Here is a 26,752-nt window from a genome sequence, read left to right on the forward strand (position 1 = left end):
GGCGCGGTGTCCGACACAGTTGATCGCTTTGCGGTCTCCATCGGGCAGAGAGCCGAGGGCGCACCCGCCCAAGCCAAATCACAATCGCCGGGCTACGCGCAGCGCCCTTGCTGCGAGTGACTCACAGCCGAACTACTCAAGGACGCTGTCGGAACTCGACTGGGGAGCTTGAAGGATGCGCCTTACCCGGCTTGCCGCGCCCCGGACTGGGAGGCATAGTCGGGTACTGCTGGACCGAGCGGAGGTGATGAGCCCCTCTGCGGTGAGACGCTGCAATGCATCTGGAACTAGCTCTCTGTGTTTGGTATCCAGTCCGCGGAAGAGTGCAGACTCCTTCCGCCCCGTGCCTCGCTGGGCGTAGACCTTCTTCAGTATCGTAAGTATTACCTTGTTCATCGGTGTTGTCTTCAGGGCGAGGATCCCCTTAGCCGTCGACATCTGTGCGTCGAACTGCGCCACCTCGCATTCGACGAACCGGCCATCCTCTAGTGCTGACCAACTGGCAACTCCAATCATTTGCCCGATGAGGCAGTTCTGGAAATGTGGGAGCGCGTAACCGTCGTGGTCTGTAAGGTCGAGTTCCTGGATCACGCAATCGTGGAAACTCAGCCAGTCGTAGCCTTTGGCGTCGGCGGACAGGGAAAAGCTCCGAAACTCCACCTCGTGGACAGAGATCGGTGTGCGAGATTCTTCCTCTGGCCATAGGCGCGCGGAGACGCGGATGATGTCCGCGATGACGGCGTCCGAGACGCCCCGGCGCTGGAAAGCATTCGCAGACGAGTAAGCGCGCCCTGAACTCGCGGCGCTCTCTTCCTCCAGCCGCACGGCGGCGACATCAACGCCGACTTCGTCCAGACACGCAATGCTCCCCGTCATCTCCAACAGTGGACTATCTGTGTTTGGTTCGAGGATGCAGGCCACGACGTCCCCAGCGCGGGCGGCGTCGACGAGGGAGACGTCGACGAAGCGCCGTGAGCCGTCAACGCTATCCATAGCCCCGAGGCCTGGGAGCCGTTGTAGAAGTTGGTACGAGCCCTCGTCAGGGGCATAGCCGCACACCGAATGAAAGACGGACGTTAGTTCTTCCTGAGAGATGGGGCCAAGCCCATCTGCTGAGCGCCGAGCCTGGGTAGCGAGTCGTTCCAAAACTTTTCGGATAGTGAATCCGTCCACCCCCATTTCCATGTCGGCCTCACGCTCAGAAATGCGGTCCAGCATCATGTGCCAACCTTCGCCGGCTGAGCGACCGAACGTCCCTTCAATCGAATTCTGGAGTGCACTCGACGAGCCCAGATAGCTCAGCAGGAGAGGGCGTGAGGGAAGCCAGTCTGGGAGGGAATCGCGCCAGCCATAAGCGTCCAGAATCTCTCTTGCTTGCTCCTCTGATGGCTCCCCCGCCATGAGTGAGAGGGCGTCGTCGCGGGCGCCAAGCGCGTTGCGCATCTCGTGCTCACTGTCGAAAAAATGTGCACGGCCTGCGAGGACGACGGAGGTTGAGGTGGGTGTATCGCGGCAAAAGCGGCGTACGAGTTCAACGGAGCGGCGACGGATATCGCGCATTGCGGACGTCTTGCCGATCCAGCCGGGCGTCGCGATCTCGTCGAAGCCGTCCAAGATAAGTGTCACATCGCCCGCACGCCACGCTCGGACCAGTTGTGCGGGTGCAGGAAAGCCGATTTCGCGAGCGTGCCGCTCTAGAGCTTCCACTGGGTAGACCTGGCCCTGGTGGTCGCGCAGGTTGAGCAGGATAGGGAATGGGCCGAATGTGTTCTTGCGGTGAGCCTTTGCGAGACGCCGGTGCAGCTCGCGCAGGAGCATGCTCTTACCCGCCCCGTAATCGCCGTACAAGAGAACGGATTTGCCGTGCTTGACCTCGTCGGTCACGCGAGCAACCGAGAACGGCTCCCCAGTACCGCTTTCCACCGGATCAACGGCCACGTACGGCTTGAGGTCTTCGTGGTTGCCACTACTCGGCTCGCGCGCACTGCCGAAGGGGTACGAGCTGCGCAACTCAAGGTACTTCAGGGAGTCGACGAGCTGCCCGCGCAGCTGGGAGAAGCTGCAGGCGACGAGAGGTGGGCCGAAGCCCTTGATGACCGCGCGTTGGACGGCGGTGGGTTCATCCCGAGTGACGAAGAAGCCCTTGACGGCCTTGAACGGGTGTTCTCGGGCCTTGGCTAGGCATGCCTCGTGGAGCTTCCTGCCGTCCTTCTCTGCCTTGTCCTTGCGTCCCGAAACCGTGCATTCGACGATCGTGACTGAGTCCGGTCCGACGAAGACACCGTCACGTTCAGCAGTGCCGATGTAGGTCGAACCCTGAAACTCGTTCTCTGGCGCGAAGAGTGCCCGAGATATCCGCAGGACCTCGGCCTCGAATTCTGATTCATCCTGCTGCTTCTCGCTCGATGGCATGAGGACCCCCTCGGACCGTGACTGACGTCACATCATATGGCTAGAGCGGGGGTTGATAGGAGCTCTTCTGGTACAGAGCTGGGCAATGCGTGGTCGCAGAGCCCTCTCTGACAGCCAGCGCGGCGAGGGCCCCTGCGGGGGTCGGGTTTCCCTAGGCCGGCCCACAGCCTCCCGAATCAGATTCCGGCATAGCCGCTACCCCGGCGGCATCCTGGCCGTGCGCTGGGATCCGCCGGTTCCTGGATGGTCAGAGAAGCGCCCGGGCGACCCGTTGCTTCAGCTGCTCATCGGCGAGACTGTCCACCATGCGCCACGCGGCGTCAGTGACCTCTTCGGTCTGTAGTTCGCCGATGTCGGCGGTGGTACGGAAGAGGAAGCGGAAGTCGAAGTGCTGGTGGGCAGGCTCGTCCTTGGCGGGGTTGGCGTCGATGGGGTGGACGTCGATGTGTAGTGGGATCTCGCTGTGCGGGGTGACGACGTAGGGCGGGATGCCGGTCTCCTCGGCGAGCTCACGGCCGGCGGCCTGAAGGAGCGTGTCGTCCGAGGGCTCGATGTGACCGCCGGGCAGCAGCCATTTGCCGGTGGCGTTGTGGAGGATGTGCAGGACACGGCCGTCGCGGCCGACGAGGATCGCGCCTGCGGTGACGTGTCCCGGCAGGGCCTTGCGGCTGGTGAGGTCGTCGCCGTCGTCGAGGAGGCCCTGGACGACGGCGATCTCGCGCTTGTCCTCGGGGTGCTGGTCGAGGTACGCGGTGATGGTGGTGCGGATGTGCTGGGCCGTGATGGGCACCGTGATCACCTGTTGAAGTAGGAGAGCCAGGTCGCCGCGATGGCCTCGCGGTCAGGTGCGGGGACCTCGTGGATGCCAGGGGCGAGGTCCCCGCGGGTGAGCATCCTGATCGCGGCGAGGATCTCGGCCTGGATCAGGAAGATGAAAGGTCCAACGCTCGCGCCGTGGATGAAGTTGACGGCATTGCCGCCGTTCGCCAGATAGAAGTAATGACCGGTGGTCTGGTAGCGGGTGACGTGGTCCCCAACGACCGTGCGGGTGTAGACGTCCGGCAGGCCGGCGAGGTCGAGCTCGTCCTCGCTGGAGGTGACGGTGGCGACGTAGGCGCCGTTGCGCAGGTGGGAGAAGTCCTCGCCGCGCAAGGAGACCGCGCCGGTCGCGCAGAGCACCAGGCCGGCGCCGGTGAGCGCGGTCTCGCGGTCGCGTGCGACGGTGAACCCCTGGGACAGGGCCTGGGTGCGGCGTACTGGGTCGATGTCGAAGACGGTGACCTGTACGCCCTTGGCGTGCAGGAGCCGGGCAATGGAGGAGCCGAGCTTGCCGAAGCCGATCACGAGGGCGGGGCGGCCGTGGAGGATGTCGCCGCGGCCGCGCATGACGGCCTCGGTGGAGAACACGACGGACTGGCCGACGAGGTAGTCCTCGGGGTCCTTGAGCGGGGAGCGGGCCACCGAGATGACGGGGCAGGGCAGTTTGTCGAGGGTTTCGTAGCGGCGGTGGCCGTTCTCGGTGTCCTCGACGACGCCGACGAGGCGGCCGGTGAAGTGGTTGTGGATGTCGGCGAGGGTGGGGGCGAAGTAGCCGCCGACGTCGAGGAGGGAGACGGGTTCCCCGGCGGCCCGGGATTCGAAATAGTCCAGCGCGGTGTCCGGGTCGGTGAAAAGTTCGCGGGTCAGGGTGTCGACGGCGACGGTCCGCTCGGTCTCGCGCTGGGCAGCCGGGTGGACGGACTTCGGCTTGGGCAGCACCGCCGTGAGCCGCGTCATCGCGGCAACCGCGCGGACGAATGCGGGGCGCTCGGCCAGTAGGTGAGTGATCAGGAACGACGACGTCTGCTCGTCAGGGGCGAACTGGACGGCGATCCGGGCGAAGTATGCGTCCAGCTTGGCGCGTTCGAAGGTTTCCATGGCAGTTACCTCTCATCCGTATAACCGGGGCCGTGCAGGGAGTTCCAGAGGGTCAGCGGCTGCGGGCAAGCCCGAACAGCAGCCGGTCGGCCCCGCTTGCGGTATCCAGGTAGGTGTCGAACTGAGAGGCGTCGGCGGACTGCGACAGCGGTTCCAGACCGAGCAGGAGAACGGCTGTGCCGGTGCGGGCGACCAGCGCTGTCCAGTCGGGGCGGCTCGGCAGCCACAGCCTGCGGGAGGCGCCTGGGAAGTGCAGAAACACGTGGTCGCCGATTATGTGCAGGTAGCGGCCGGCGTCCCGGCCGACGTTCCCCGCCCGGCCCAGTCCGCCGAGGCTGTCTGCGAGACGCCGCATGCGGGCTTCGGGCGCGTCAGCAGTGCCTCGGAGGGCGAAGGCAGGACTGTGGGCGATCAGGATGTGGGCGATCTCGCGGCCGTCCGGACCGGTGCCCGGCCAGCTCCAGACGGCGAGCGAGACCAGTAGCCGAAGCTCGGGGCCGGTCGGAGTGAGGATGGCGCTCACGCGGTCGTCCCTCCTGCGGTCTTGAAGCAGGACCAAACGATCTTTCCGAGCGGTGTGCGGTCCTGCACGCCCCAGCCGTCGGCAAGCGCGGCCACCAAGACCAGACCGCGTCCGGACACGTCGGTGTCGACGGCCTGGCGAGTCTCGGGGCGCCGGCGGCGGCTGTCGTGCACCTCCAGGCGTACAACGTCGTCCTCGGCGTCGAGGCGGACCAGGAATCCGTGGTCGGAGACAGTGCCGTGGAGCAGTGCGTTCGTTGCCAGCTCGGAGACGCAGAGGCGGATGTCGTCGATCCGTTCCGCAAGGCCCCATCCGGCCAGGGTCGCGGAGACGAATTCCCTTGCCTGTCCCACGGATTCGGGGCGGCCCTCGAAGAAGCGCTGCACCGATTCGATCATTGTTGCCCTCATGACTCGGCATCCAGGAGGCGGGTGGTTCCCGGGCTGTGGCGGCGGGCGGCCGTGCCGGAGGTAATCGGCGGGCATGCGGGGTGGGACCGGCGGACCAGAAGCAGCCGGGAGCCGGCCGCCTCGATCCGCCGACCGCGTTCAGCGGCTATCGCCTTCGGGCCGAGGTGTGACGCGGCCGGGGCGAGCACGCCATAGACATCCGGCAGGGCCAACACGTCCAGCAGACCGGTGAAGGCCGCCGAGCCGGGGCCGGTACTCGCCTCGCGTTCGGTGAAGACGCCGGACAGCTCCAGCTCGTGGCTGCGGCAGTACTCGGCGAGCGAGGCGACCAGCGCCTCCTGCCGGGCTTCGGAGACCCGCACCAGCCGCAGGAAGCCGTAGACGGCAGGCCCGCTGACCAGGCGATGTTCCGTAAGAGGTTCCATGCGGGGACCGTCCAAGGGGTCGACAAGTAGTGACGATCCTGAGCATGGATGTCGCCGGACTCCTGACCAATCACCTGCCGTTCTACTTCCGTTCCACTTTTGTCCCGCCGCCCACACGCGTCTGCTTCGATGACGGAGGAAGGGAGTGAGCGTGGCAACCGTGCACCACTGGACCGGCCTGGAAGCCAGGGCTCTGCGTCTCGCTCTACGTCTGAGCGTGCGGGCCTTTGCCGAGCACCTCGGCGTAGCCGTCGCGACGGTCTCGAAGTGGGAGAGTAAGCGCGCCGAAACCGAGCCCAGACCCGACACCCAGGCCATCCTCGACACCGCCCTCGGACGCGCCAACGCCCCTGCCCACCTGCGTTTCGAGACACTCCTGTCCGAGATGGCCAGCACCGTGCAAGGCGCCGGACGGCGCGTTACCGCCGCCGGCCCGCGAGCTTGGGAGTACGAATCGTGGGCCGAGGACCTGGATCGCGTCGTGGTCGCGCTCTCCCGTCAGAACTTCACCTTCGCCGACAGCCTGCTCAGCCGGTGGCTGACGCGGTTCAACGCCCGAGAACTGGATGAGAAGGGCCTGTACCTTTTCGCCCGCTCGACCGCGCTGCTCGGCGACCTCAAACGCGACCAAGGCTCTGTGCTCGGCCCACTCTCCGCCCAGCACTCCTACGACGGGGCTCGCGCGGTTTTCGCCCAGCTCGACATCCCGCGTCGTGTCGCCCAGCTCGACCTCTCCCTCGCGGTGGTCACAGAAATGTCCGGCAAGCTGGAGGCTGCCGCCCGCCACTACGAAACCCTCGCCGTCGACGACCGGCTTTCCCGCCGGGACCGCGCCAGGGCCCGTCTGTGGGTGGGCACGGCGCTGAGCAAGAACGGTCGGCACGACTACGCGACCCGCGTCATGCAGGCCGCGACCCGCGACTTCGAGGACCTCACCGAACCTGACGACTGGTCGGTGGCCCACCAGAAACTTGCCCTCGCCCGCCGTGGCGCCGGCGACCTCACTCAGGCCCTGCACTTCATCGACATCGCCCGCAGCAGCGGGGCCGCCGACTCCCCGATGCAACGTGTACGGCTGGACACCGCTCATGGCCACATCCTGCTCTCCGACGCGGCGACCCGGGATGATGGAATCCTCGTCCTCGATCAGGCCACCCGCACGGCCGCGCAGTACGGACTCGTGCACCAACTGCGCAGTATCGAGGGCATCAGAGCCATGAACGAGGGGCCGACCGGCCCCCGGCGACGGTGACCAGGGAGAGACGCGTGAGCGACAACCAGCAGGCCATCACCGAGGACCAGCGGCACCAGGCCGTGCTGATCTGGGACTACCACCAGATGCACCACCAGCTGCGGCCCGTCGACGTGGCGATCGGGCTGGGCAGCCACGATCTCGGTGTCGCGACCCACTCCGTCGAGCTCTACCGCGCTGGGCTGTTCTCGACCCTGGTCTTCACCGGCGCCAACAGCCCCACCACCGCCAAGGTCTTCCCGCGCGGCGAGGCCGTCCATTTCCGCGAGCATGCCATCGACCTCGGCGTCCCCGCCGAGGCGATCCTGCTGGAACCGGAGGCGGGCAACACCGGGCAGAACGTGACTCTCTCCCGAGAGGTCCTCGCCTCCGCCGGCATCACCCCGACGACGGTGATGCTGGTCTCCAAGCCCTACATGGAACGGCGGTCGTTCGCGACCGCCCGCAAGCTGTGGCCCGGCGTCGAGATCCTCTGCGCGTCGGAGCCGCTGGAGTTCGACGACTACGTGAAGTCCATCGGCGACGAGAAGCTTGTCCTGGACATGCTCGTCGGCGATCTCCAGCGGGTTATCGAGTATCCGAAGCTCGGATTCGCCATCGAGCAGGAGGTCCCGGAGGACGTGCATGTTGCGTACGAATCCCTCATCCGTGACGGCTTCACCAGCCGTCTCATCGCTTCCTGACCTGCCCGAGGCGGGCGGGCTGTGCGCAATTCACCAGCCCAACCTGCTCCCGAGACTGACCACACTGGCCAAGCTGTTCGCGGCGGACTACTGGATCGTCCTGGACGACGTCCAGTTCACCCGCCGCGACCACCAGCACCGAGCCCGCCTCGGTGCCCTCGACGAACCGGATCGTCGGCAGTGGCTGACCGTCCCCACACGCCTCCCCCACGGACGGCCGACTCTCATCCGGGACGCGTTGATCGACGATCCCGACCGGGCCCGCCGGAAGACCGCGGGGATGCTGCGGCAGCACTACGGAGCGAGCCCTTACTGGCCAGCCCTCGCCCGGTTCCTGGAACCGGTGTTGGACGCCTTCGACACTGGGAGGACCGCTGCCGTTGCCGCAGCCTCCACCCGCGTCCTGCTCGACCTGCTCGGCTGGCAGGGTCAGATCCTCACCAGCAGCGATCTGCCCTCCCGGCCGGGACGCTCTCAGAGGCTCGCCGATCTCTGCGCCGTTACCGGTGCCCGCGCGTATGTGTGCGGGACCGGCGGCATGACGTACCTCGACCCGGCACCATTCGCCGCCAAGGGCATTGCCGTTGTGCCGTTCCAGCCGCCGACGACCAACATCTGGCCCTCCAGCCGAAGGCTCAGTGCGCTGTCGGCGTTGGCGGCACTCGGCCCGCAGGATGTGGCCACCTGCATGCAGACGCTTGCCTTGGACCACGGCCTTCTGGTGGCCGCTGCTTGACTGCCCCCGCTCGTTCGCCTTGTCCGGATCAGCGGCGTGGGCGGCTCAGCCAGCTCGTGGGAGCTGCGGTGGTGGTCGGCAGTTGGGCGGCGGGGAAAGGGGTGCCGAAGGCTGATGCGGTGGTGCTCCGCAGGCGGGCTGCTTCGGCGCGGCGGTTGGGAGCGGGGTTACGGGCGGTGTGCTGGATGCGGGTGATCAGGACGCGGGCGGGTTGGCGGGCGGTGGTCAGTTCACGTTGGGCTGCCGCTTCCTTGAGGAGCTGGTGGGGTTTGTGGCCGCTGGCTTCGGCGTCGGCGAGGACGGTGGCGAGCCCGGGCCAGCCCGGGTCGGTGAGGATCCGCTCGGCGTGCTCGGGGACGGCTGCGCGTACGTCGTTGGCCAGAGTGCGGCGGGTCCCTTCATCAGGGCGCCGGGCTTCGAGTGCGGTGAGCGTCGGGCCGAGTGCGGCGTCGGCTGCTGACTGGAGGTGCTGGATGGCTTGGCGGGCAGCGTCGGCCTGGTGGGCGTGGCCCTTGGCCTCGTGCCAGCGTGCGGCGAGGATGGCGGCCCAGAGGAGTGCGGCGGTCAGGGCTGCGAGGGCGCTGCCGTCGGGGCCTGTGGCGGTGTGTGCGATGTCGCGGGCTGCGGTCCGCAGGGCGTGGGCGGCGCGGTCCTCGGCCCGGATCTGTGACCGCTGTGCCCGGGCGAATGTCGTACTGGCTGCGCGCAGTTGGGCACGGTGGTCGGCGGGTGCTGCTTGGGCGGTGGCTTCGATCAGTTCGCCCAGAGCGCTGATGTTCGCCTGTGTCCGTGCGTCCTCGTCGGCGCTCGTGGTGGTGGTCTCTGGGCGAAGGGTGTCGAGGGCTTCGGTGGCCTGATGCCAGGGGGTGGTGGGGCGGTTGCGGCGGGCTGTGGGGTGTTCCTCGGGCGCGCCGTTCTCAAGGCGGGCTTTCAGTTTGGGGAGGGTGAGGTCGGGGGCGATCTTCCCGCCGGGGTGGTAGATCTGCTCGCCGTCCTTGTTCAGGTCGCCGGGACGGCCGACGGCGTAGCCGAGGAGGTCTCCGGAGGGGCCTCGGCGGGGCTTGACCAGGATGTCGTCGGCTTCGAGGTAGGCGAGGAGTTCCTCTGCGCTGGTGGCGTGGGGAATGGCGGCGCGGATGCTGTCCTGGAGCCACTGGCGGCTGGTCTGCTCCCAGCCGAGTCGCTCGGCCTTGTGCATCTCGGCTTGGGTGGGCCGGCGGGTGGCGGTGCGGTCGCCCTTCTTCAGGCGGCGCAGTCCGTAGTCCTTCTCTATACGGCGGCAGGCGTCGCCGACGCGGATGCCGCTGTCGTGGAGCTTGGGGCGTCGGCCGTCTTCGCGGACGGTGGTGGCGAGGATGTGGATGTGGTCGTCGGCGTGGCGTACGGCGATCCATCGGCAGGCCAGGTCGTCGCCCTCGGGGGCGATGCCCGCTGCGGACACGATGCGCTGGGCGATCTCGCCCCACTCGGTATCGGAGAGATGGCGGTCTTCGGGAGCGGCGCGAACAGGGCAGTGCCAGACGTGGTCGGTGACGGGCTTACCGAACTCGCTGTTCCGTAGGTAAACGGGCTCGTCGAGGTGACGGGCAAGCTGGGTGAGGGTGGCGTTCTCGTCGCGTCCGGGGTCGGGCATGGCGAGCATGGCGAAGGCGTCGACGAGGTGCGGGTCGAGGTGTTCGTCGTGGCGGCCGGGGCCGTAGAGGTAGGCGAGCAGGCCGCGGGTGTTGGCTCCGGTCGGTTTGATGGCGGCGATCATCCGGTCAGACCTCCGTCGGGTCAGTGGGCCGCCGCAGGGCTTCGGCGATCAGAGTGAGCAGGTGGTGGAGTCCGTCGAGGCGCTGACGGATGTCGGGCGGGGTGAGGTCGCTGTTGAGCGCGCGGGCGATCTGGTTGACGTTGACGCCGATGCGGTTGAGCTCGCGCAGGACCTGGGCGCGGAACATATGGGTGCGGCGGCGGTCCTCTGACAGGGGAAGGTTCGCGGTGAACCGGCCGGTGACGAAGGCGAGGACGATGTCGGCGGCGAAGCCGGATTCCCCCTTGTAGCCGTGCTCAGCGACGGCCTCCCGGAGGGCGGCGTGCTCGTCGGCGGTGAAGCGCAGCGGGCCGACGCGGACGGTTCGCTTGGTGCCGGTGAAGCGGCGGATCGCCGGCTGGACGCTCTGCACATCGCGTTCGCCGGCCGTCGGCTCGGCGGTGGGCGTGGGGTGGAGGATCTGCTGCTGGGCGGTACGGAGCTCGTCCTGGTCGGGGCCGCCCTCGGCCCCGACTTCCCGGTCCGGCGCCCCCTGGCGCTGGGCCGTCTCCGCCACCCCTGGGGCGGAGATCCCCGAAGACCGGCCATGAGTCGGACTCGGGGTACTACTGGCTCCGCCAGGAGCTGTCCGTCCGAACGCCCGCCGCAAACGTTCCGTCAGCGTAGGGGACTTCGTCAGTGTCGGCGGCCCATCGATGGAGCCGTCAGTGTGGTTCGGGTCGTGGGTCACGGATAGCTCTCCGGAAGGTGTGGGCCGGGTGGTGGCGTGCGGAGGCCACGGCTACGACTGCGGGAGTGTGGATGAGTGACGGCGGCGGAGAGGCGGGGACCGCTTGACCGGTGGCCGTAGGAGTTCCGGCCACCGGGATGGCGGGCGATCAGCCGAGGTTTCGTCCGACGCCGGGTTCCGACCGGAGGACTTCCATGACTTCGGTCAGCCTCTGGCCGCCGACCGTATGTCCCTTGGCCCGTATGGCCTGTTGCACGATGCCCCGTGTGAGCTTGTGCTGCTCGGCCGCGGCGATTCGCCCGATCTCAACCAGTTCCTCGACTGTCGCGCTGATCGGACGCCCACCACGCGGCTGGCCCTCCGAAATCCGGGGCGGCGGCGTTCGGCTGGAGTCGGTTGCCTGCGGATTGGCGATGCGTTCGGATGGTGTGGCCCGCGGTTCCGGTGCCTCGGCGGAATTGAGTGCAGGGCGGTCGAAGGGTCGGTCGACCAGTTGGTGGATCTGCCGCATCAGCACGCCGAAGGCCAGCAGGGCTGAGGTCGGGGGAACTGCCGCGACCACGTAGTCGAGCAAGGGCACGACGCTCGCGTTACTCGTGCCGCTGACACCGGCCACGTTGAGCGCAATGGATCCGACCGACCCGGTAGCGGTCAGGGTGACCGCCCACCAGTCGGTCACTCGGCGGAGGCCGGCGCGGAGCATGAGCAGTTCGCCCGCGACGATGAAGGCGTCCAGGGTCGCGGGCCAGGCCCATTGCCGGACCGGGGAGCTTCCCAGGCCATGCTGTCCGGCGACTTTGGCGAGGTGTGCGTAGGAGAGCCAGAAGCCGCCGGCGGTGAGGGCGATGATGACGGTTCCGGCTGCGGCGAGGGCGTACCGCTCGGCCGCCTGCTGGGCCGTTGCGTGTGGCTTCACGTCCTGGACGTGCTCGGCGTGGGGCATCGCGTTGCCCTGCTGGGTGGTGTCATGAGGCGTGGCGGGTGTGGTCATGCGGCTTCTCCGGGGTGGTTCTGCGGAGGCGATCACGGCGTTCACGCAGGGGGCGTACACGCGAGCCCCCTTCTAAAGGGGGGGCTCACGCGTGAACGCTGGTGTGCGTGTACGGCGTGAACGATCGCGTGATCGTCTGACCTGGGGTTTCGTTCTTGGCGTGTACGCCTGCGGTGAGGCGTGGGCCGGTGCGCGTGGGAGGGGTGCGTGTACGCCCTCGTGTACGGTCCTGGCGTTCGGCGATCAGGTCAGGAGACGACGCCGATATGGCGGACTGAGGCGCGGTAGCGGGCTTGCTGGCCGCCTCCGGTGCCGCCTGCGGTGCCTTCGGCCTTGCCTGCGAGTCCGGCCCTGACGAGTCGGTCCAGGGTGCGCCTGGCTTTCTCGGTGGCCGAGCGCTCGGGGTTGTTCTGGCCGCTTTGGATCATGGCGAGTTCGCGCACGGTCAGGCCGTCGGGGCGCTGTCGCAGGATGGCGACCGGGTCGAGGGCGGGGTCGAGCGTCGAGATGCCGCGTTCGTGGTCGTGGATGACCTGGAGGGGGCCGATCTCGCCGGTGGGCGTTTTGAGGTGGTGCAGGGTGACGGCGAGGTCGCCGGCCTCCCCGGCGACGAAGAGAACGCTGCCCGCGCCGGAGGTGATCCACGTGGAGCCGTAGACGCGGTCCAGGGTGGGCTTCTGGGCGCGTGGAGCACCCTCGGTGGCCTTGCGCTGATGATGGAGTTCCATGATTTCGACGCCGTTGCGGATAGCTCGCTGGCGGGCGTTGTTGTAGGCGACGCCGAGGGCGTCGTCGACCAGCGTGCTCACTGCGTCCTTGAGGCTGTCGATCACGATGGTGTCGGCCTGGTGGGCTGCGGCGAGGTCGGCGAGGAGGTCGGGCTCCTTGTCCAGACTGGCGGGCAGGGGGCCCTGCCAGACGGCGAGCCCGTCGCGCAAGCGCTGTTCATGCTCGGGCCCGACGCTGCGGGCCATGGCGCGGGCGATCTGCTTGTACCGGTCCAGTGCCAGGTACAGCACACGCCGACTCGGTGCGACCGGCATGTCCAGGACGCTGTCAGACAGGCCCAGACGAGCGAGGATCACCTGGTGGGCCAGCGTGGTCTTACCGACTCCCGGCGCTCCGACGATCATCAGGCTCTCGCCCGACGACCACGCCGTCTGCTCCCGAGTGCCCCAGAGAGGTTCGGTGTCAGTGCCGGTCTCGGTGACGAAGCGCCATCCGTCGGTGATGAACCGGGAGAGCCGGCCCTGTCCCGAGGCCAGCGCACGCTCGCGCTCCGCCTGGACCTCTGCCTCCACCTCGCTGCGGATGGCATCCGGATCGGCGCCCGGCTCCATCGCCTGCTGAGCGGTCCGGATGCCGGAGGCGCGCAGACGCCTGAGGTCGGCCATCGTGCGCACGATGCCCGCGTAGTAGGCGGCGCTGCTGGCGGAGGGTACGGCGTCGGCGAGCTGGTGGACGTACACCACACCGCCGACCCGTTCCAGGTCGTCCTGGGCGCGCAGCTGGTGCGACAGGACGATGGGGTCGGTCGGCTTGTCCTCGCTGTGCAGGGCGAGGATGGCACGCCAGACCGTCTCGTGCGCGGGGCGGTAGAAATCGGCCGCGTCGAGCAGCAGGCGCACTTCGTCGATCACCGCGCCCTTGTGCATGCAGGCCCCCAGCACGGCGGCCTCGGCGTCGACGTCGTGCGGCGGAACCGCGGTGAGGTCGCTGGCCGTGGGCTGGCGGCCGGTTCCCGCGAGGTGTGGCGCGGTCGGCCGGGGTTCGTCCATACTGGACATTGAGCTCCTCAACTTGCGGGCCGTACGGGACGGCGAATCCCAGGCCACGCGGGTCAATCGTTCAGGGATGGGCGGTTACGAGAGTTCGTGCTTGGCCCCCGACGTTCGTAGCGTCGGGGGCTTTTTGCGTTCACCGCCGTTCGAGGGCGGACGTCTACAGTACCTGACGTTTTTGGAAGCGCAACGGTTGCATTCGGCTCCGGAATGGTGTTTAGTTTTCACCATCGCCCCGGCTGTTCGTCGGGCCCCAGCAAGGAGGTGCAGTGATGGGCAGTGACGAAGGCGCCTCCCGCGCGGGGCCGGACCGGCCGCCGGCCGAGGAGCATGTCGCGGAGCGCATCAAGCTCGAACGCGAGGCACGCGGGTGGAGCACGGTCACGCTCGCCGAGCGGATGGCCGATGCCGGCCACCCGGTCAACCAGTCCGCGATCTGGCGCATCGAGAGTGGGAAACCCCGTCGAAGGGTCAACCTCGATGAGGCGCTCGGCTTCTGCAAGGTCTTCGATCTGACCTTCGACGAGCTGACCAGCCCCCCCGGCCAGCTCGCCAATCCGCTGGTCCGACGTCTCGTCGGCGAGTACGTCGCGAGATGGAAGGAATGGCGGACCCTGGGCAAGGACATGCGCCGGATCCAGGACGAACTCGCGGCGTACACGGACGCCAACCCCAACCAGGAAGACATGGTCAAGGGTCTGCTGACCCACGAGCTGACCATCGCCTCGAATGGCGAGTTCCATCACCACCTTGGAGCACCAACTCGGCTTCGCAGCTACCTCGGCGAGCGCATGGACGCGCCGTCCGAACAGAGCTGACTCGGCCCCTCGCTGCTACGAACAGCGCAGGTCTTGCCGTCTCCGGTTCCTTCTCTTCACGCCCATCCCTGAACGACTTGCCGGCCCATCGGGATTCGCCGTCCCGTGGCCTGCCAGGAGAGGACCCTCCCTTGCACCGAAGCGAACTTCCGCTTGCCCTGATAGCCGACCTGCTGGACGTCCCCGAGGACGACCTGCGGAACCTGATCTCCGAACGTAGGCCCGCCCAAGACGAGACCACCCTTGTCGCCCTCACCGTCGCCGAGGCCGCGCGACGGATCGGCATCGGCCGCACGAAGCTGTACGAGTACGTCACCTCCGGCGAGATCGCCTCGGTCAAGATCGGCAGCTTGCGCCGCATACCAGCAGAGGCGGTGAACGACTTCCTGGCTCGGCGCCTCACGGCCAGCGATTTTGGGGCCGCAGCATGACTCGGGGCGAGTCGGCGAATAGCCGTCAGCCCAACGGAGCTTCCAGCATCTATCTCGGCAAGGACGGCCGCTGGCATGGCCGTGTCACCGTCGGCGTGAAAGATGACGGCAAGCCCGACCGCCGTCACGTCAGCCGCAAGACCCGAGCCGAGGTCACCAAGGTCGTACGGGAGCTGGAGCGGCAACGAGACAAGGGTTCGGTCCGCAAGGCCGGACAGAGCTGGACGCTGGAGACCTGGCTTACCCACTGGGTCGAAAACATTGCCGCGCCGAACGTCTCCGAGAACACCATCGACGGCTACCGCGTCGCGGTGAATCACCACCTCATCCCCGGCCTCGGTGCACACCGCTTGAAGAAGCTGGAGCCGGAACACCTGGAGCGCTTTTACAAGAGGATGCAGGAGACCGGCAGCGCCGCCGGCACCGCGCATCAGACTCACCGCACCATCCGTACGGCCCTCAATGAGGCCGTGCGCCGTGGCCACCTCACCCGCAACCCAGCCACGATCGCGAAGGCGCCACGCCTCGAAGAGGACGAAGTCGAGCCGTACTCGGTCGAGGAGGTCCAGCGCCTCTTGGCGGAGGCGGGAAAACACCGCAATACGGCCCGCTGGGTCATTGCCTTGGCACTCGGCCTCCGTCAGGGCGAGGTCCTCGGCATGCAGTGGACCGACGTCGACTTCGAGCTCGGAGTCATCCGCGTCCGCCGAGGCCGCCTGCGGCCCCGCTACGAGCACGGCTGCGGCAACCGCTGTGGGCGCAAGCCCGGCTTCTGCCCGCGGAAGATCAACGTCCGGCGCGAGACCAAAAACGTGAAGTCACGGGCCGGACAGCGGCCTATCGGTGTTCCGGACGAGCTGATGAATTTGCTCCGCCGGCACAAGGAGGAGCAGGGCCGAGAGCGCGCTCTCGCTCGGGACCTCTGGACTGAGAAGGGGTACGTCTTCACTTCGCCGGTCGGTGAACCCTTGAACCCGAACACCGACTTTCACCGGTGGAAGGACCTGCTGAAGGCCGCTGGTGTCCGCGACGCACGACTCCACGACGCCCGCCACACCGCGGCGACCGTCCTGCTGATCCTCGGAATCTCCGATGCTGTCGTCGACAGCATCATGGGCTGGGAGCCCGGCAAGTCCGCTCGGATGCGCCGCCGCTACCAGCACATGACCGGCCCCGTCCTGCAGCAGACTGCTGCCAAGATCGGAGCCCTGCTCTGGGCCGTGCCTGCGGACGCCGCGGAGGAGGTTGGCTCCCGTGCCGCCGTGCGCTCCGGCCCTGCCTCGGTCGACTCAGCTGTCTACCTCGCTGACCTTGGCGGCCGACGCCTGGCCTTCGCCGCCCGCGAGCACGCGGAGCAAGTGATTGCCCAGTGGAGCGAGGACCGGCCAGGCCAGGCGGCACAGGTCGAGGAGATGGGGCGGGAACACTGGGAGGCCGAGGTGGGAGGTGGAGCCCAGCTCATCCGCCATGAGGTTCCCGACCGCCGAATGGTGCACCACGCTCGTGCCGTGTTCCTGACGGGAGGTGAACGGCTCAACGTCGGGAGTCCTGCCCGATGGTCAACATGGGCCTGGGACTTCGAGCCCGATCTGTACACGGACCTGCCAGTCCGCTGGCACACTTCTCGTCGGCCAGGCCAGGAGATCGAGGCCCACGTGCGTGGCACGGACGAGAACGCGGTCCCGTCGGCCTACGGGGAGGCGTGCGCACAGGCTGTGGACCGGGCGCGTAATCCCGCCACGCACGGCGATGGGCAGAGTTAGCGGCCCGCAGCGCGGAAGAACGCGCTGCGAAGGAGAGCGATGGAGGCCCCACGGCATGAAGTACAAGAACGAAGCCGAGATCATGCGCGCGCTCGGGATCGACACCTGGAGGCATCTCTCCAAGGAGAAAGCGGTCAAGTTCGCGGCCATGATGCCTGACATGGACACCGAAGTGGCCATGAAGATCGTCGAACAGTTCCCCGAGTTCAGGAAGTTCGCCACGGATGCCTTCGGAGCCATCGAGAAGGCCCACGAGGCCACTCTCGCGGACGGCAGGCATAGCCTGGATCAGGTCTACCAGGCCCTCCGGGAGAACCGGGTGATCTTCGAGCGAGAACTCCACAGAGGCGACCTGACCTGGGAACAGAGGAAGCACCTCCTCGAACTCATCCAGGAAACGGGAAGACTTGCTTCGCAGAAGGACTCTGAGCACAAGCGCCACGTGGACGGTCTACTGAAGAAGGTCATGGTCGGTGTCGGTTCCGGGCTGGCTCTGGCTGTGGTCTTCGTCGGAGGCCGGATCCTGACCCAGGGCAAGGAAGACCCCGATGACTCTGGGGAGTCGTGAGACCTGGCGGTGCCGGTGCTTGACCTCGGTGATCGTCTTATCGACCGAGCCGCGCTGGGCTGTGACTCCCGCTCAGAACGGGGGCGTTGTCAGTGGCGTGCGTCAGACTTGGAGCACGGTACACACCCGTGCCGGCCGTCTGTCCACGCACCGCACCTCCGCCCGCAAGGAACGGTCATGGCACATCTGCACAATCAGTTCGACGACCTGCTCACTCTGATCAACGTAGATCCCGACGTCCTCGCGGCGACGCGCGAACGTCTGCTGCTGGCGCGCAGGTTGGCCGAGCAGCACCCCGAGGGCCGTACGTCGTACAGCTCGGGTTCGATCCCCGTTCGCACCCACATTCAGCCGCACGCGGGAGCCGTCAGCGATGGGGACGGCGGGATCATCCTGGACCGTGTCCAGCATCCGGAGCTTGGTCCTGACGGAGAAGGGGAGGCTCCACACACCATCACCGACGAACTTGTCGCGTTCATCGGGCCGAAGCTCCGCGACCCGGAGCGCACCCCGTTCTACCCCAAGGCGCGGGTGTGCACGTCCCGGCGGGGCCTCAAGATTCACTTCGGCGCCCCGGTCAACGGCACGGATGTCACGGTCGATCTCATCGTGGCGCTGCGCCGCCGTGATAGGCGCGGGCTGTGGATCCCCGACCTGGAGCAGGCCCCGGGCTCCGCAAAGGCATGGAGTGCGAGCGACCCTCAGGGCCACGTAGAGCTGCTGACGTCCGGCGCCGACGCCCTGCGGCGCACCCGGCGCCGCGCCATCCGCATCCTCAAGGCGTGGAATGCTCAGGCCGCGAAGCCGGGCTTCTCCTCACACCAACTCTCCGTCTGGGCTTACGAGTTCGTCGAGCCGGGAATGGGCCTCGTCAGCGCCGTCCACACGGTGCTGCTGAAGGCCGCCCTGCGCCTCCAGCGCGGCGAGCCGACCATGGATCCGCGCTCCGTCTCGCCAGACCTCAAGCCGCTGATCCCCGAAGCGGACGCCGAGCGGCGGCTGCGGGTCGCCGCCGACAAGCTCGCGAAGGCCATAGCTGACCCCGACGACATCGACACGGTGGCGGAGGTCTTGGAGCAGCTCTTCCCCAAGACGATGCGTGAACGCGAACGCGCCTTCTCCGCCGCCTCTACTCCCCTGAGCACTACCGCCAGCCTCGGTCTCGCCGGCGCGAGCCTGCTCCTCCCGAAGACGCGTTCGTGGGGGGAGGGCGCGGCCGTTGAGCGGTGACCGGCGTCCCGCGCGCCGTCCTTGGTTCGCCCGTCCCATGGCCCGCGCCAAGCTGTTGACCGGGATGCGCTCAACGGGGCTCGACGTGCGCGAGGTGGACAGGCCCGCCGACTTCGCGTCCGGTTTCACCGTCCAGGTCTACCCGCACGTGCAGATCCTGCCCTCACACAGTCTCCGCATCGTCTTCGCTCCCGGCGATCCGGAATTCCCCCGCGTCCACCCACGCGGACCCGACTGCCCCGCCCACCGCAACCCCGACGGTTCCCTTTGCCTCTGGTACCCGAAGGACGCCCCCTCGCGCCGCTGGTCGACCGGTGACGGCGGGCGGCTCCTCATCGCGATCATCGTCCGCCATCTGCGCTGGGAGTCCGCCTATCGCGCCACTAGCATCTGGCCGGGCTTCGAAGCACCCCACGGCCACGGTTCGCCGGGGCTCGACGAACAGGACCAGATCATTGGCTGACGCGATCAAGGCATTCGGCCCCTACGCCGCCGTTCTCGCCGCACTCGTGACCGGCCTCGTCCTCGGCGTCCAGGCGCGGATCATCCGCCGCGCCCAGCTGCGTGAGCGGAAGCAGGAACTGTTCGCGAGCGCGTATGAAGTGAGCATCCAGTACGCGGAGATGGCCTACGCCGTGCGTCGCCGCCGCGCGGACGCCGCCGCCGAGGAGCGGGTCCGTCTGTCGGAGCAGCTGCGGGAGATCCAGTCCAGACTGACCTGGCACGAGGCGTGGGTCCGTTTCGAGACTCCGGAGGTTGGCGCCGCGTATGACGAACTCGTCGCCCGTACGCGAACGGTGGCCGGGCAGAGCATGAAGCATGCTTGGCGCTCGGCCCCGGCGGCGGATGACACGGCGATGGTGATCCCGACGTCGGTCATCGACCTGCGGGCGCTGGCGGATGTCCGCGAGCGATACATGGCCGCCGTGGAAGCGCACCTTCGCCCCCGAGGCCGCGCCCGCCGCCTCCTCCCGCGCCCGCGCCGCGCCATGCCACCCCCACCCGTGCCCGCTCCCCCGGCCGGAGGGACGGCCCCCGGCGCTCCCGTCGGCGGCTCGCCTTGAGACGAAATGCACGCACACCCCCGTCCCCCGTTGGGACTGGCTCTGGACCCCCGTTATTACCGTCGCCCTCGAACGGCTCGCACTCCTACCGAGCCCCGGGTGACCAGAAGGTCTCCCCGTTCCCACGAGAGCCCCTCACCACCCCGGAGCAGTGGAACCCTGCGCCACCCCGAGAGGATATTTGGGCCCCCGACCTGCCCACCCTCTACCCACCACACGAAAACGGCCGACCGACTCCGCGGCGGACCGTCACGCAAGATCGAGGGAGGGTGGGGGCCGAATGCGGTGCCTCGACCAGATCGGTCGGGGCACCGCTCGTCTTTCCTAGCAGGGAAGCCCGAGCTCCTTCAGATACGTGAGGCGGGCGTTTATGGCAGCCGAGAAGTGCCGCCAGTCAAGGCTGTTCACTAGTTCGACGGGCTTGGGGTCCTCGGCTGAGGATGTGACATAGCAAGCGGCGTCGTACAGCTGCTCGGCCACAAGGCGCTCGCAGAAGATCCCGAACCGGTCCTGATACGAGGTGCCGTGCCAGATTGAATCGGCAGGCAGCGCGCCCGACGCGATGCTGACCGGCCTCCGAGAGCCGCTGCCGTCCTCCATGATGAAGAAGTAACCGAGCCAGGGCTTCTCCTTCGGATACAGCTCGGCCAAGGCGGCCCGTCGCAGATCCACCGCGCTGCCGAGTGCTTCCTCAACCCGGTTGTTGTAGTTGTTTCCGAACGACGGCCCACCGAGGGCCTTCAGTTCGAAAGCCGCAACCAGCACTTCCTCGTGGACCACCACGAGGTCCCACTGCTTCTGGGGGCGGTAGTAACCGGGGAGTTCCAGACCTTGTTTCTTGGTGACCCGGATGCTCTCGGGCGGGTAGCCGGCTTCGAGGAAGAACTTCGACAGGAGGATCGCGATCGCGTCGAAGTGCTTACCACCGCGGACGGATCCGGCGGTGCCGGCGCCGACCGCGGCCTTGATCGCGGACTGCTCCCGCTGCAGCTGCTTGGCGCCCCAATAGGTCGCTATCGCGTCCTCGAAGTCCTGGCGGGTGACCGTCAAGATCCGCTCTCCTAGTCAGGAAGCTCGGCAAGTCCGTAGACGCGCAGGGCGGCCTCCGTGGCGGCCCTCACGTCTCGCTTGTCGAAAGCTGCCGCCAAGGCTTCTCGGTCGCGCTCGCTGATCGCTTCCGGGTCTGGGACCCGGATCTTGCGGAGGTACTGAGCCTGGAAGCGGAGGGTCCCCCCTCGCATCTTGACCGCGTACGCCTCCACGAATGCTTCCGCGACCTTGGAGAGTAGGAGACCACCCAGCACGCGCATGTCCCAGACGTCCGAGACGATGAAGTACAGGTTGTGGTGAGGGTACAGTCCGCCCTCGTCGAGTACCGGATGGATCGTCAGCTTCATGTCCGGGAGCAGCAGCTTGGGCCGCCGAGTCAGCGCGTGATCGACCTTGTCGATGGTCTTGTACCAGCGGTGTGGCTGCTTGACCGCCACGTAGCGCTTGCGCAACGCGGCTCCGTGTTCGTCGAGATACCTGGCAAGCCGGGGATACGCGGCGAGGTCGACCAGCTCGCCGTTGGCCGTCCAGGGGTTGACTAGGTAGGTGCCGTTCCAGTTGAGCGTGCCGCTCGTGGTGTCGCGGACCATGGCCATCGGCAGGAGCCGGTCGTCTTCGATCAACGTGCCGTCGTCGGTGAGGAAGACCTTGTCCGCTCCCGTGGCGATGCCGATGCCGACTCGGGTACCGGACTTCTTGCTCTCAAGCAGGTGGAAGCGCTCTGTCAGTTCCTCGAGGACTGCTAGTCGTGCAGGTGAAGCACTCGGCCAGGAGTCCTCGTCCGGGAACCAGTGCGGCATCCGAGCGGCCTGGAACGCTGGTGTCGTGACCGACTCTGTCTGGTCAGTCGCGTACCAGCGTGCGAAGGCGGTGGCCTCAGGAGCACCGAAGGCTCGCGTGGTGTCCGCCGCCACAGCGGTGCCTTGGGGCCGCTTGCTGATCAGTGTGATGGCGGGGTACGCGGAGACCTGGTCGTCGAAGGCGTCCACATCGTGCATGACCAGAGCCAGGTCCATGCTGAAGCTCTTGGTCACCAGCTGGCGCAACTGCCGACCGTACTGATTGCGCATCCAACGGTCCGCGCAGATGAAGCCCAGCTGTCCGCCTGCCCCGAGGCTTCGAAGGGCGACTTCGAAGAAGCCGACGTAGATGTCTGCGCGGCCGCCCATGGTGGGACACGCATGTCGATAGACAGTCATCCTGTCCGCCGGGACGTCCTCCAGGCGGATGTAGGGCGGGTTGCCGACCACATAGTCCGCGTGCTGGGTCCCTTCGGGCTGGAGTAGGTAGTCACCCTGCTCGACCCAGGCCGCCGCCACCTGCTGGGCATCTGTGGGGTTCCAGCCGTCGTCGACCAAGTGCTGCTCGACGACTTCGCGGCTCTTGCGGACGTTGCGCTCCAGCAGATCGAGCGCACGCACGGCATGGCTTGCGTCACTGATGGGACGGTTTTGCTCGCGGCAGGATGCGCTGATCCGCGAAGCCACGGCTCCTAGAAAGGCTCCTGAACCGCAGGCCGGCTCCACGAGCTTCAGGTCGCAGAGGGCTTTGTCAGACGTGTAGCCCACAAGGTCGAGGATCAGATCGACGACCCAACGCCGCGTGAACACCTCGCCGTGCTCCACGGCCTCCTCGGGGACTGAGGGGAGGGTGTGGAGGGTGGTGTCGAAGAACAGGGGAGTGGCCACGTCTTGACACTACTAGGGAGGATTTCGACCACGAGAGTTATCCACAGGCGTCGCTCGTGCTCAACGGAGTGATCTGTTCCATCTGCGGAGCATCGGGCCCGTGGGATCGACATCCACTCGTCCCCATGACCAACGAGAGCGCGCTCTGGCTTGTCGGCCTTGAGGGGTGCGCGGCGGAGGAGCGGACCAGCAACCGAGCCGACGCGTCACCTCGGAGCAACTGAGACCAAAACTGAGACCACCAACGTCGAAGGCCCCCGCAGCAAGCTGCGGGGGCCTTCGACGTATTGCCCGGTGAGGCACTGGCGGAGGATACGAGATTCGAACTCGTGAGGGGTTGCCCCCAACACGCTTTCCAAGCGTGCGCCCTAGGCCACTAGGCGAATCCTCCGGGGCAAACAATACAAGACGTTCAGGGGTGCTCGCGAACGTGATCGTCGGGCGGTGCACCGGGAGCGATCCGGAGAGGATCCGAGGCGGTGAACCGGGACGGATCCGGGAGCGATCCGTGAGGGGCGTCGCGAGCCATCCGCGGGTGATGGCGGGAGCCATGCGCGAGGGATGCTGCCGGCGACCCGCGAGCGACCGGTGGAGCGACCCGGGTCGATTCCGGGTCGCTTCATCGGCTAGGGTGGGGCCAGCCCCTCACGTGGCGCTATCTCACCCAACTCCCCCAGGGCCGGAAGGCAGCAAGGGTAAGTGGGCTCTGGCGGGTGCGTGGGGGGCGTTTTGCGTTCCGGGGCGGCTTCGGCGGGGGATGCGAGGGGTCGGCGGGCGGCTCTTGTCGGTGGGCCCGGATAACCTCGTATACGTGTCGTCCCTTGCGCTGTACCGCCGCTACCGCCCCGAGTCGTTCGCCGAGGTCATCGGTCAGGAGCATGTCACTGCACCGCTGATGCAGGCCCTGCGGAACAACCGGGTCAATCACGCGTACCTGTTCAGCGGTCCACGAGGGTGCGGCAAGACCACCAGCGCGCGCATCCTGGCCCGCTGCCTGAACTGTGAGCAAGGGCCCACGCCGACCCCCTGCGGGGAGTGCCAGTCCTGCAAGGACCTCGCGCGCAACGGCCCCGGCTCCATCGACGTCATCGAGATCGACGCCGCTTCGCACGGTGGTGTGGACGACGCCCGTGACCTGCGGGAGAAGGCCTTCTTCGGCCCCGCCTCCAGCCGCTACAAGATCTACATCATCGACGAGGCCCACATGGTCACCTCGGCGGGCTTCAACGCCCTGCTGAAGGTGGTCGAGGAGCCTCCGGAGCACCTGAAGTTCATCTTCGCCACCACCGAGCCGGAAAAGGTCATCGGCACCATCCGGTCCCGGACGCACCACTACCCCTTCCGGCTCGTCCCGCCCGGGACCCTGCGGGACTACCTGGGCGAGGTCTGCGACCGCGAGGGCGCCACCATCGAGGACGGCGTGCTGCCGCTCGTCGTGCGGGCCGGCGCCGGTTCGGTGCGTGACTCGATGTCGGTGATGGACCAGTTGCTGGCCGGCGCCGCCGAACAGGGTGTGACGTACGCCATGGCGACGTCCCTCCTCGGCTACACGGACGGATCGCTGCTCGACTCCGTCGTCGACGCCTTCGCCGCCGGGGACGGGGCCGCCGCGTTCGAGGTCGTCGACCGGGTGGTGGAGGGCGGCAACGACCCCCGCCGGTTCGTCGCCGACCTGCTGGAGCGGCTGCGCGACCTGGTGATCCTGGCCGCCGTCCCCGACGCCGGGGAGAAGGGGCTCATCGACGCCCCCGCCGACGTCGTCGAGCGGATGACGGCCCAGGCCTCCGTCTTCGGCGCCGCCGAGCTGTCGCGCGCCGCCGACCTCGTCAACACCGGACTCACCGAGATGCGGGGCGCGACCTCGCCCCGGCTCCAGCTGGAGCTGATCTGCGCCCGCGTGCTGCTGCCCGCCGCCTTCGACGACGAGCGTTCCTTCCAGGCCCGCCTGGACCGACTGGAGCGAGGCGGATTCGCGGCGGCGGCCGGCGCGCCGGCCGCGATGCCCGCCATGGGGTACGTCCCCGGGCCCGAGGCCCACGGCATGGCCCCGGCCGGACCCGCCGGCGGGATGGCCGCCGCCCGCGCGGCCGTCCGAGCCCCCGAACCGGAGCCCGTGCCCGCCACACCCCCGCCCCCCGCCCAGACCCCGGCCACCCCCGCCCCGGCGGAGACACCCGCGACACCCGCACCCGCGCAGGCGCCCGCCACCGCACCCGGTGCCTGGCCCGGCGCCGCCCAGCCGGGCGCCGGCGCCCGGACACCCGCCCCCGCCGCGGCCCAGCCGGGAGCGTGGCCCGGAGCCGCGAGTCCCGCCGCGCCGGCCCCGGCCGCCCAGGCCCCCACCGCGGGCGCCTGGCCCAGCGCCACCGCACCCGGATCGGGCGCCCCCGCACCCGCTGCCGCCCCGTCCGCCGCCGCCCCGACCGGTCCCGCGCCCGCCATTCCCACGCCCGGCATGGCCGCCGGAGCGGGCCAGGTACAGGCCATGTGGCCCGGCGTCCTGGAGGCCGTGAAGAACCGCCGCCGTTTCACCTGGATCCTGCTCAGCCAGAACGCCCAGGTCACCGGCTTCGACGGAACGACGTTGCAGCTCGGCTTCCCCAATGTCGGAGCCCGCGACAACTTCGCGAGCAGCGGCAGCGAGGACGTCCTCAAGGCCGTTCTGGCCGAGCAGTTCCAGGTCAACTGGAAGATCGACGCCGTGGTCGGCGGTGGCGCGCCCGTGCCGGCCATGGGTTCGTACTCCGCCCCGGCCGCGCCCGCGTACAGCCCACAGCCCTCGCAGCAGCAGGCCCCGGCTCCGCAGGAGCCGTCCCGGCAGGCCTCGTACCAGCAGCCGTCCCAGCAGTCCGCGCCCCCGCCGCAGCCGCCCGAGCGGCAGGGGCCCCCGCCCGTCTCCCTGGAGGACGACGTCCCCGAGGAGGACGATCCGGACCTGGTCGACAGCGCGCTGACCGGACACGACCTGATCGTGCGGGAGCTCGGAGCCACCGTTGTGGAGGAATACACGAACGAGTAGGGCCGTCTCATTGGGTGGCCGCACGAAAGAGAATCCGGAGCGCGGGCTACGCTTCATGGCGTGAAGGTCCTCGTCATCGGCGGCGGCGCCCGCGAACATGCCCTGTGCCGCTCTCTGTCCCTCGACCCCGACGTCAACGCGCTGTACTGCGCTCCCGGCAACGCCGGCATCTCCGAGGTGGCCGAACTGCGCCCGGTCGACGCCCTCGACGGTGACGCGGTGGCCCGCCTCGCCGTCGAGCTCGGCGCCGACCTGGTCGTCGTCGGACCGGAGGCCCCGCTGGTCGCCGGGGTCGGCGACGCCGTCCGCGCGGCTGGCATCCCCGTCTTCGGCCCCTCCGCCGACGCGGCCCGACTGGAGGGCTCCAAGGCCTTCGCCAAGGACGTGATGGCCGCGGCGGGGGTCCCGACCGCGCGCAGCTACGTGTGCACCACCCCGGAAGAGGTGGACGCCGCCCTCGACGCCTTCGGCGCCCCCTACGTCGTCAAGGACGACGGCCTCGCCGCCGGCAAGGGCGTCGTGGTCACCGACGACCTCGCCGCCGCCCGTGCCCACGCGCTGGCCTGCGACCGGGTCGTCATCGAGGAGTTCCTCGACGGTCCCGAGGTCTCCCTCTTCGCCATCACCGACGGGGTCACCGTCCTCCCCCTCCAGCCCGCGCAGGACTTCAAGCGCGCGCTCGACGGCGACGAGGGCCCCAACACCGGTGGCATGGGCGCGTACTCGCCGCTCCCCTGGGCCGACCCGAAGCTGGTCGACGAGGTCATGGCCTCCGTCCTCCAGCCGACCGTCGACGAGCTCCGCCACCGCGGCACCCCCTTCTCCGGCCTGCTGTACGCCGGTCTGGCGATCACCTCGCGCGGGGTCCGGGTCATCGAGTTCAACGCCCGCTTCGGCGATCCCGAGACCCAGGTCGTCCTCGCCCGCCTGCGCACCCCGCTCGCGAGCGTGCTGCTGAACGCGGCCCGGGGCACCCTGGACACCGAGCCGCCGCTCGCCTGGCACGACGACGCCGCCGTCACCGTCGTCATCGCCTCGCACAACTACCCCGAGACCCCGCGCACCGGTGACCCGATCGAGGGCCTGGCCGATGTGGCCGCACAGGACGCCCCGCACGCGTACGTGCTGCACGCCGGGACCCGCCGTGACGGCGACGCCGTCGTCAGCGCGGGCGGTCGCGTCCTCTCGGTGACGGCGACCGGTTCCGATCTGGCGCAGGCCCGAGAGAGGGCGTATAAGGCCGTCGCCCGCATCCGGCTCGACGGCTCGCAGCACCGCACGGACATCGCGGCGAAGGCCGCCGAAGGCCGCTGAACAGCGGAACGACGTGAACGCGGGCCCGGGCGCACTCTGCGCGCCCGGGCCCGCGCGTGCGACTGCATCCGGCCGCGTTCGAACGCACCCACCTTTACCCAAAGCCATTCCATCGGGTGATGGTGGCCCGGACCGCCTGACTGTCGCGCCGGCCCCAACTAGGGTGCGGCGCAAGCATTCCGGCACATGGC

At 68.3% G+C, this 26,752-nt stretch carries 24 protein-coding genes, 1 tRNA gene and 1 other RNA gene; 13 read left to right on the forward strand and 13 right to left on the reverse strand.

The window, feature by feature from the left end:
* Positions 1 to 132: 132 nt before the first annotated feature.
* From ACQEVM_RS02255 to ACQEVM_RS02280, 6 genes are all read right to left on the reverse strand, one after another.
* A complete protein-coding gene (locus tag ACQEVM_RS02255) occupies positions 133 to 2,412 on the reverse strand; it encodes an NACHT domain-containing protein (RefSeq protein ID WP_433074132.1) in 2,280 nt (759 codons plus the stop codon).
* Positions 2,413 to 2,659: 247 nt separating this feature from the next.
* On the reverse strand, positions 2,660 to 3,202 hold the full coding sequence (locus ACQEVM_RS02260) for an NUDIX hydrolase (protein WP_433074135.1): 543 nt from the start codon (positions 3,200 to 3,202) through the stop codon (positions 2,660 to 2,662).
* Between the two features lie 5 nt (positions 3,203 to 3,207).
* Positions 3,208 to 4,329: an adenosylhomocysteinase gene (locus tag ACQEVM_RS02265; RefSeq protein ID WP_433074138.1), complete on the reverse strand. Its 1,122-nt coding sequence runs from the start codon at positions 4,327 to 4,329 to the stop codon at positions 3,208 to 3,210.
* 52 nt (positions 4,330 to 4,381) lie between these two features.
* The gene (locus ACQEVM_RS02270; protein WP_433074141.1) at positions 4,382 to 4,852 is read right to left on the reverse strand and encodes a hypothetical protein; all 471 of its coding nucleotides are present in this window, start codon (positions 4,850 to 4,852) and stop codon (positions 4,382 to 4,384) included.
* A complete protein-coding gene (locus ACQEVM_RS02275) occupies positions 4,849 to 5,250 on the reverse strand; it encodes an ATP-binding protein (protein WP_433079769.1) in 402 nt (133 codons plus the stop codon). Before ACQEVM_RS02275 ends, ACQEVM_RS02270 begins: the two co-directional genes overlap by 4 nt.
* 8 nt (positions 5,251 to 5,258) lie before the next feature.
* Positions 5,259 to 5,687, reverse strand: a complete 429-nt coding sequence (locus ACQEVM_RS02280; protein WP_433074144.1) for a hypothetical protein — start codon at positions 5,685 to 5,687, stop codon at positions 5,259 to 5,261.
* A 151-nt stretch (positions 5,688 to 5,838) separates the two neighbouring features.
* Here ACQEVM_RS02280 and ACQEVM_RS02285 point away from each other — a divergent pair, with 151 nt between their 5' ends.
* Genes ACQEVM_RS02285 through ACQEVM_RS02295 form a run of 3 tightly spaced genes read left to right on the forward strand, consistent with a single transcriptional unit; the run spans position 5,839 to position 8,358 of the window.
* Positions 5,839 to 6,939 carry a helix-turn-helix domain-containing protein gene (locus ACQEVM_RS02285; protein WP_433074147.1) on the forward strand — a complete coding sequence of 367 codons (1,101 nt, stop codon included), beginning with the start codon at positions 5,839 to 5,841 and terminating at the stop codon, positions 6,937 to 6,939.
* A gap of 14 nt (positions 6,940 to 6,953) precedes the next feature.
* Entirely contained in the window at positions 6,954 to 7,622 is a 669-nt protein-coding gene (locus ACQEVM_RS02290; RefSeq protein WP_355287974.1) for a YdcF family protein, read from the forward strand.
* Positions 7,588 to 8,358, forward strand: a complete 771-nt coding sequence (locus ACQEVM_RS02295; RefSeq protein ID WP_433074151.1) for a WbqC family protein — start codon at positions 7,588 to 7,590, stop codon at positions 8,356 to 8,358. Before ACQEVM_RS02290 ends, ACQEVM_RS02295 begins: the two co-directional genes overlap by 35 nt.
* Positions 8,359 to 8,386: 28 nt before the next feature.
* Here ACQEVM_RS02295 and ACQEVM_RS02300 read toward each other — a convergent pair whose 3' ends face one another.
* The 4 genes from ACQEVM_RS02300 to ACQEVM_RS02315 all read right to left on the reverse strand — a co-directional run bounded on the left by ACQEVM_RS02300 (position 8,387) and on the right by ACQEVM_RS02315 (position 13,622).
* Positions 8,387 to 10,114, reverse strand: coding sequence for a relaxase/mobilization nuclease domain-containing protein (locus ACQEVM_RS02300; protein ID WP_433074154.1), 1,728 nt, complete (start codon positions 10,112 to 10,114; stop codon positions 8,387 to 8,389).
* A gap of 4 nt (positions 10,115 to 10,118) precedes the next feature.
* Positions 10,119 to 10,670, reverse strand: a complete 552-nt coding sequence (locus ACQEVM_RS02305) for a MobC family plasmid mobilization relaxosome protein (protein WP_433074157.1) — start codon at positions 10,668 to 10,670, stop codon at positions 10,119 to 10,121.
* 322 nt (positions 10,671 to 10,992) lie between these two features.
* Complete coding sequence (locus ACQEVM_RS02310) at positions 10,993 to 11,835, reverse strand: DUF2637 domain-containing protein (protein WP_433074160.1); 843 nt, start codon at positions 11,833 to 11,835, stop codon at positions 10,993 to 10,995.
* Positions 11,836 to 12,083: 248 nt separating this feature from the next.
* Positions 12,084 to 13,622: a DnaB-like helicase N-terminal domain-containing protein gene (locus tag ACQEVM_RS02315; protein WP_433074163.1), complete on the reverse strand. Its 1,539-nt coding sequence runs from the start codon at positions 13,620 to 13,622 to the stop codon at positions 12,084 to 12,086.
* A 266-nt stretch (positions 13,623 to 13,888) separates the two neighbouring features.
* Here ACQEVM_RS02315 and ACQEVM_RS02320 point away from each other — a divergent pair, with 266 nt between their 5' ends.
* From ACQEVM_RS02320 to ACQEVM_RS02350, 7 genes are all read left to right on the forward strand, one after another.
* Entirely contained in the window at positions 13,889 to 14,434 is a 546-nt protein-coding gene (locus ACQEVM_RS02320; RefSeq protein WP_433074166.1) for a helix-turn-helix transcriptional regulator, read from the forward strand.
* A gap of 131 nt (positions 14,435 to 14,565) precedes the next feature.
* Entirely contained in the window at positions 14,566 to 14,865 is a 300-nt protein-coding gene (locus ACQEVM_RS02325) for a helix-turn-helix domain-containing protein (RefSeq protein WP_433074169.1), read from the forward strand.
* Positions 14,862 to 16,628, forward strand: coding sequence for a tyrosine-type recombinase/integrase (locus tag ACQEVM_RS02330; RefSeq protein ID WP_433074172.1), 1,767 nt, complete (start codon positions 14,862 to 14,864; stop codon positions 16,626 to 16,628). Before ACQEVM_RS02325 ends, ACQEVM_RS02330 begins: the two co-directional genes overlap by 4 nt.
* A 55-nt stretch (positions 16,629 to 16,683) precedes the next feature.
* On the forward strand, positions 16,684 to 17,196 hold the full coding sequence (locus ACQEVM_RS02335) for a hypothetical protein (protein WP_433074175.1): 513 nt from the start codon (positions 16,684 to 16,686) through the stop codon (positions 17,194 to 17,196).
* 177 nt (positions 17,197 to 17,373) lie between these two features.
* On the forward strand, positions 17,374 to 18,426 hold the full coding sequence (locus tag ACQEVM_RS02340; RefSeq protein ID WP_433074178.1) for a hypothetical protein: 1,053 nt from the start codon (positions 17,374 to 17,376) through the stop codon (positions 18,424 to 18,426).
* Between the two features lie 37 nt (positions 18,427 to 18,463).
* Positions 18,464 to 18,889 (forward strand): hypothetical protein, encoded by a 426-nt coding sequence (locus ACQEVM_RS02345; protein ID WP_433074181.1) that lies wholly within the window; start codon positions 18,464 to 18,466, stop codon positions 18,887 to 18,889.
* Positions 18,882 to 19,490, forward strand: coding sequence for a hypothetical protein (locus tag ACQEVM_RS02350; protein ID WP_433074184.1), 609 nt, complete (start codon positions 18,882 to 18,884; stop codon positions 19,488 to 19,490). The genes ACQEVM_RS02345 and ACQEVM_RS02350 overlap by 8 nt, the downstream gene beginning before the upstream one ends.
* Positions 19,491 to 19,814: 324 nt before the next feature.
* Here the strand turns inward: ACQEVM_RS02350 and ACQEVM_RS02355 are convergent, their stop codons facing one another.
* The 3 genes from ACQEVM_RS02355 to ACQEVM_RS02365 form a co-directional block, all read right to left on the reverse strand.
* Complete coding sequence (locus ACQEVM_RS02355) at positions 19,815 to 20,540, reverse strand: PaeR7I family type II restriction endonuclease (RefSeq protein WP_433074187.1); 726 nt, start codon at positions 20,538 to 20,540, stop codon at positions 19,815 to 19,817.
* An 11-nt stretch (positions 20,541 to 20,551) separates the two neighbouring features.
* Positions 20,552 to 22,228, reverse strand: coding sequence for an Eco57I restriction-modification methylase domain-containing protein (locus tag ACQEVM_RS02360; RefSeq protein ID WP_433074190.1), 1,677 nt, complete (start codon positions 22,226 to 22,228; stop codon positions 20,552 to 20,554).
* A gap of 303 nt (positions 22,229 to 22,531) precedes the next feature.
* A tRNA-Ser gene (locus ACQEVM_RS02365) sits at positions 22,532 to 22,619 on the reverse strand.
* Between the two features lie 246 nt (positions 22,620 to 22,865).
* Between ACQEVM_RS02365 and ffs the strand changes: the two genes are divergently transcribed.
* The 3 genes from ffs (at position 22,866) to purD (ending at position 26,561) form a co-directional block, all read left to right on the forward strand.
* Positions 22,866 to 22,960, forward strand: an RNA gene (gene ffs / locus ACQEVM_RS02370) — signal recognition particle sRNA small type.
* Positions 22,961 to 23,039: 79 nt separating this feature from the next.
* Positions 23,040 to 25,247 carry a DNA polymerase III subunit gamma and tau gene (locus ACQEVM_RS02375; RefSeq protein WP_433074193.1) on the forward strand — a complete coding sequence of 736 codons (2,208 nt, stop codon included), beginning with the start codon at positions 23,040 to 23,042 and terminating at the stop codon, positions 25,245 to 25,247.
* 60 nt (positions 25,248 to 25,307) lie between these two features.
* On the forward strand, positions 25,308 to 26,561 hold the full coding sequence (purD, locus tag ACQEVM_RS02380; protein ID WP_433074196.1) for a phosphoribosylamine--glycine ligase: 1,254 nt from the start codon (positions 25,308 to 25,310) through the stop codon (positions 26,559 to 26,561).
* Positions 26,562 to 26,752 lie beyond the last annotated feature (191 nt).

Origin of the sequence: Streptomyces sp. CA-243310 (genome assembly GCF_050936775.1) — a bacterium.
GTDB lineage: Bacteria > Actinomycetota > Actinomycetes > Streptomycetales > Streptomycetaceae > Streptomyces.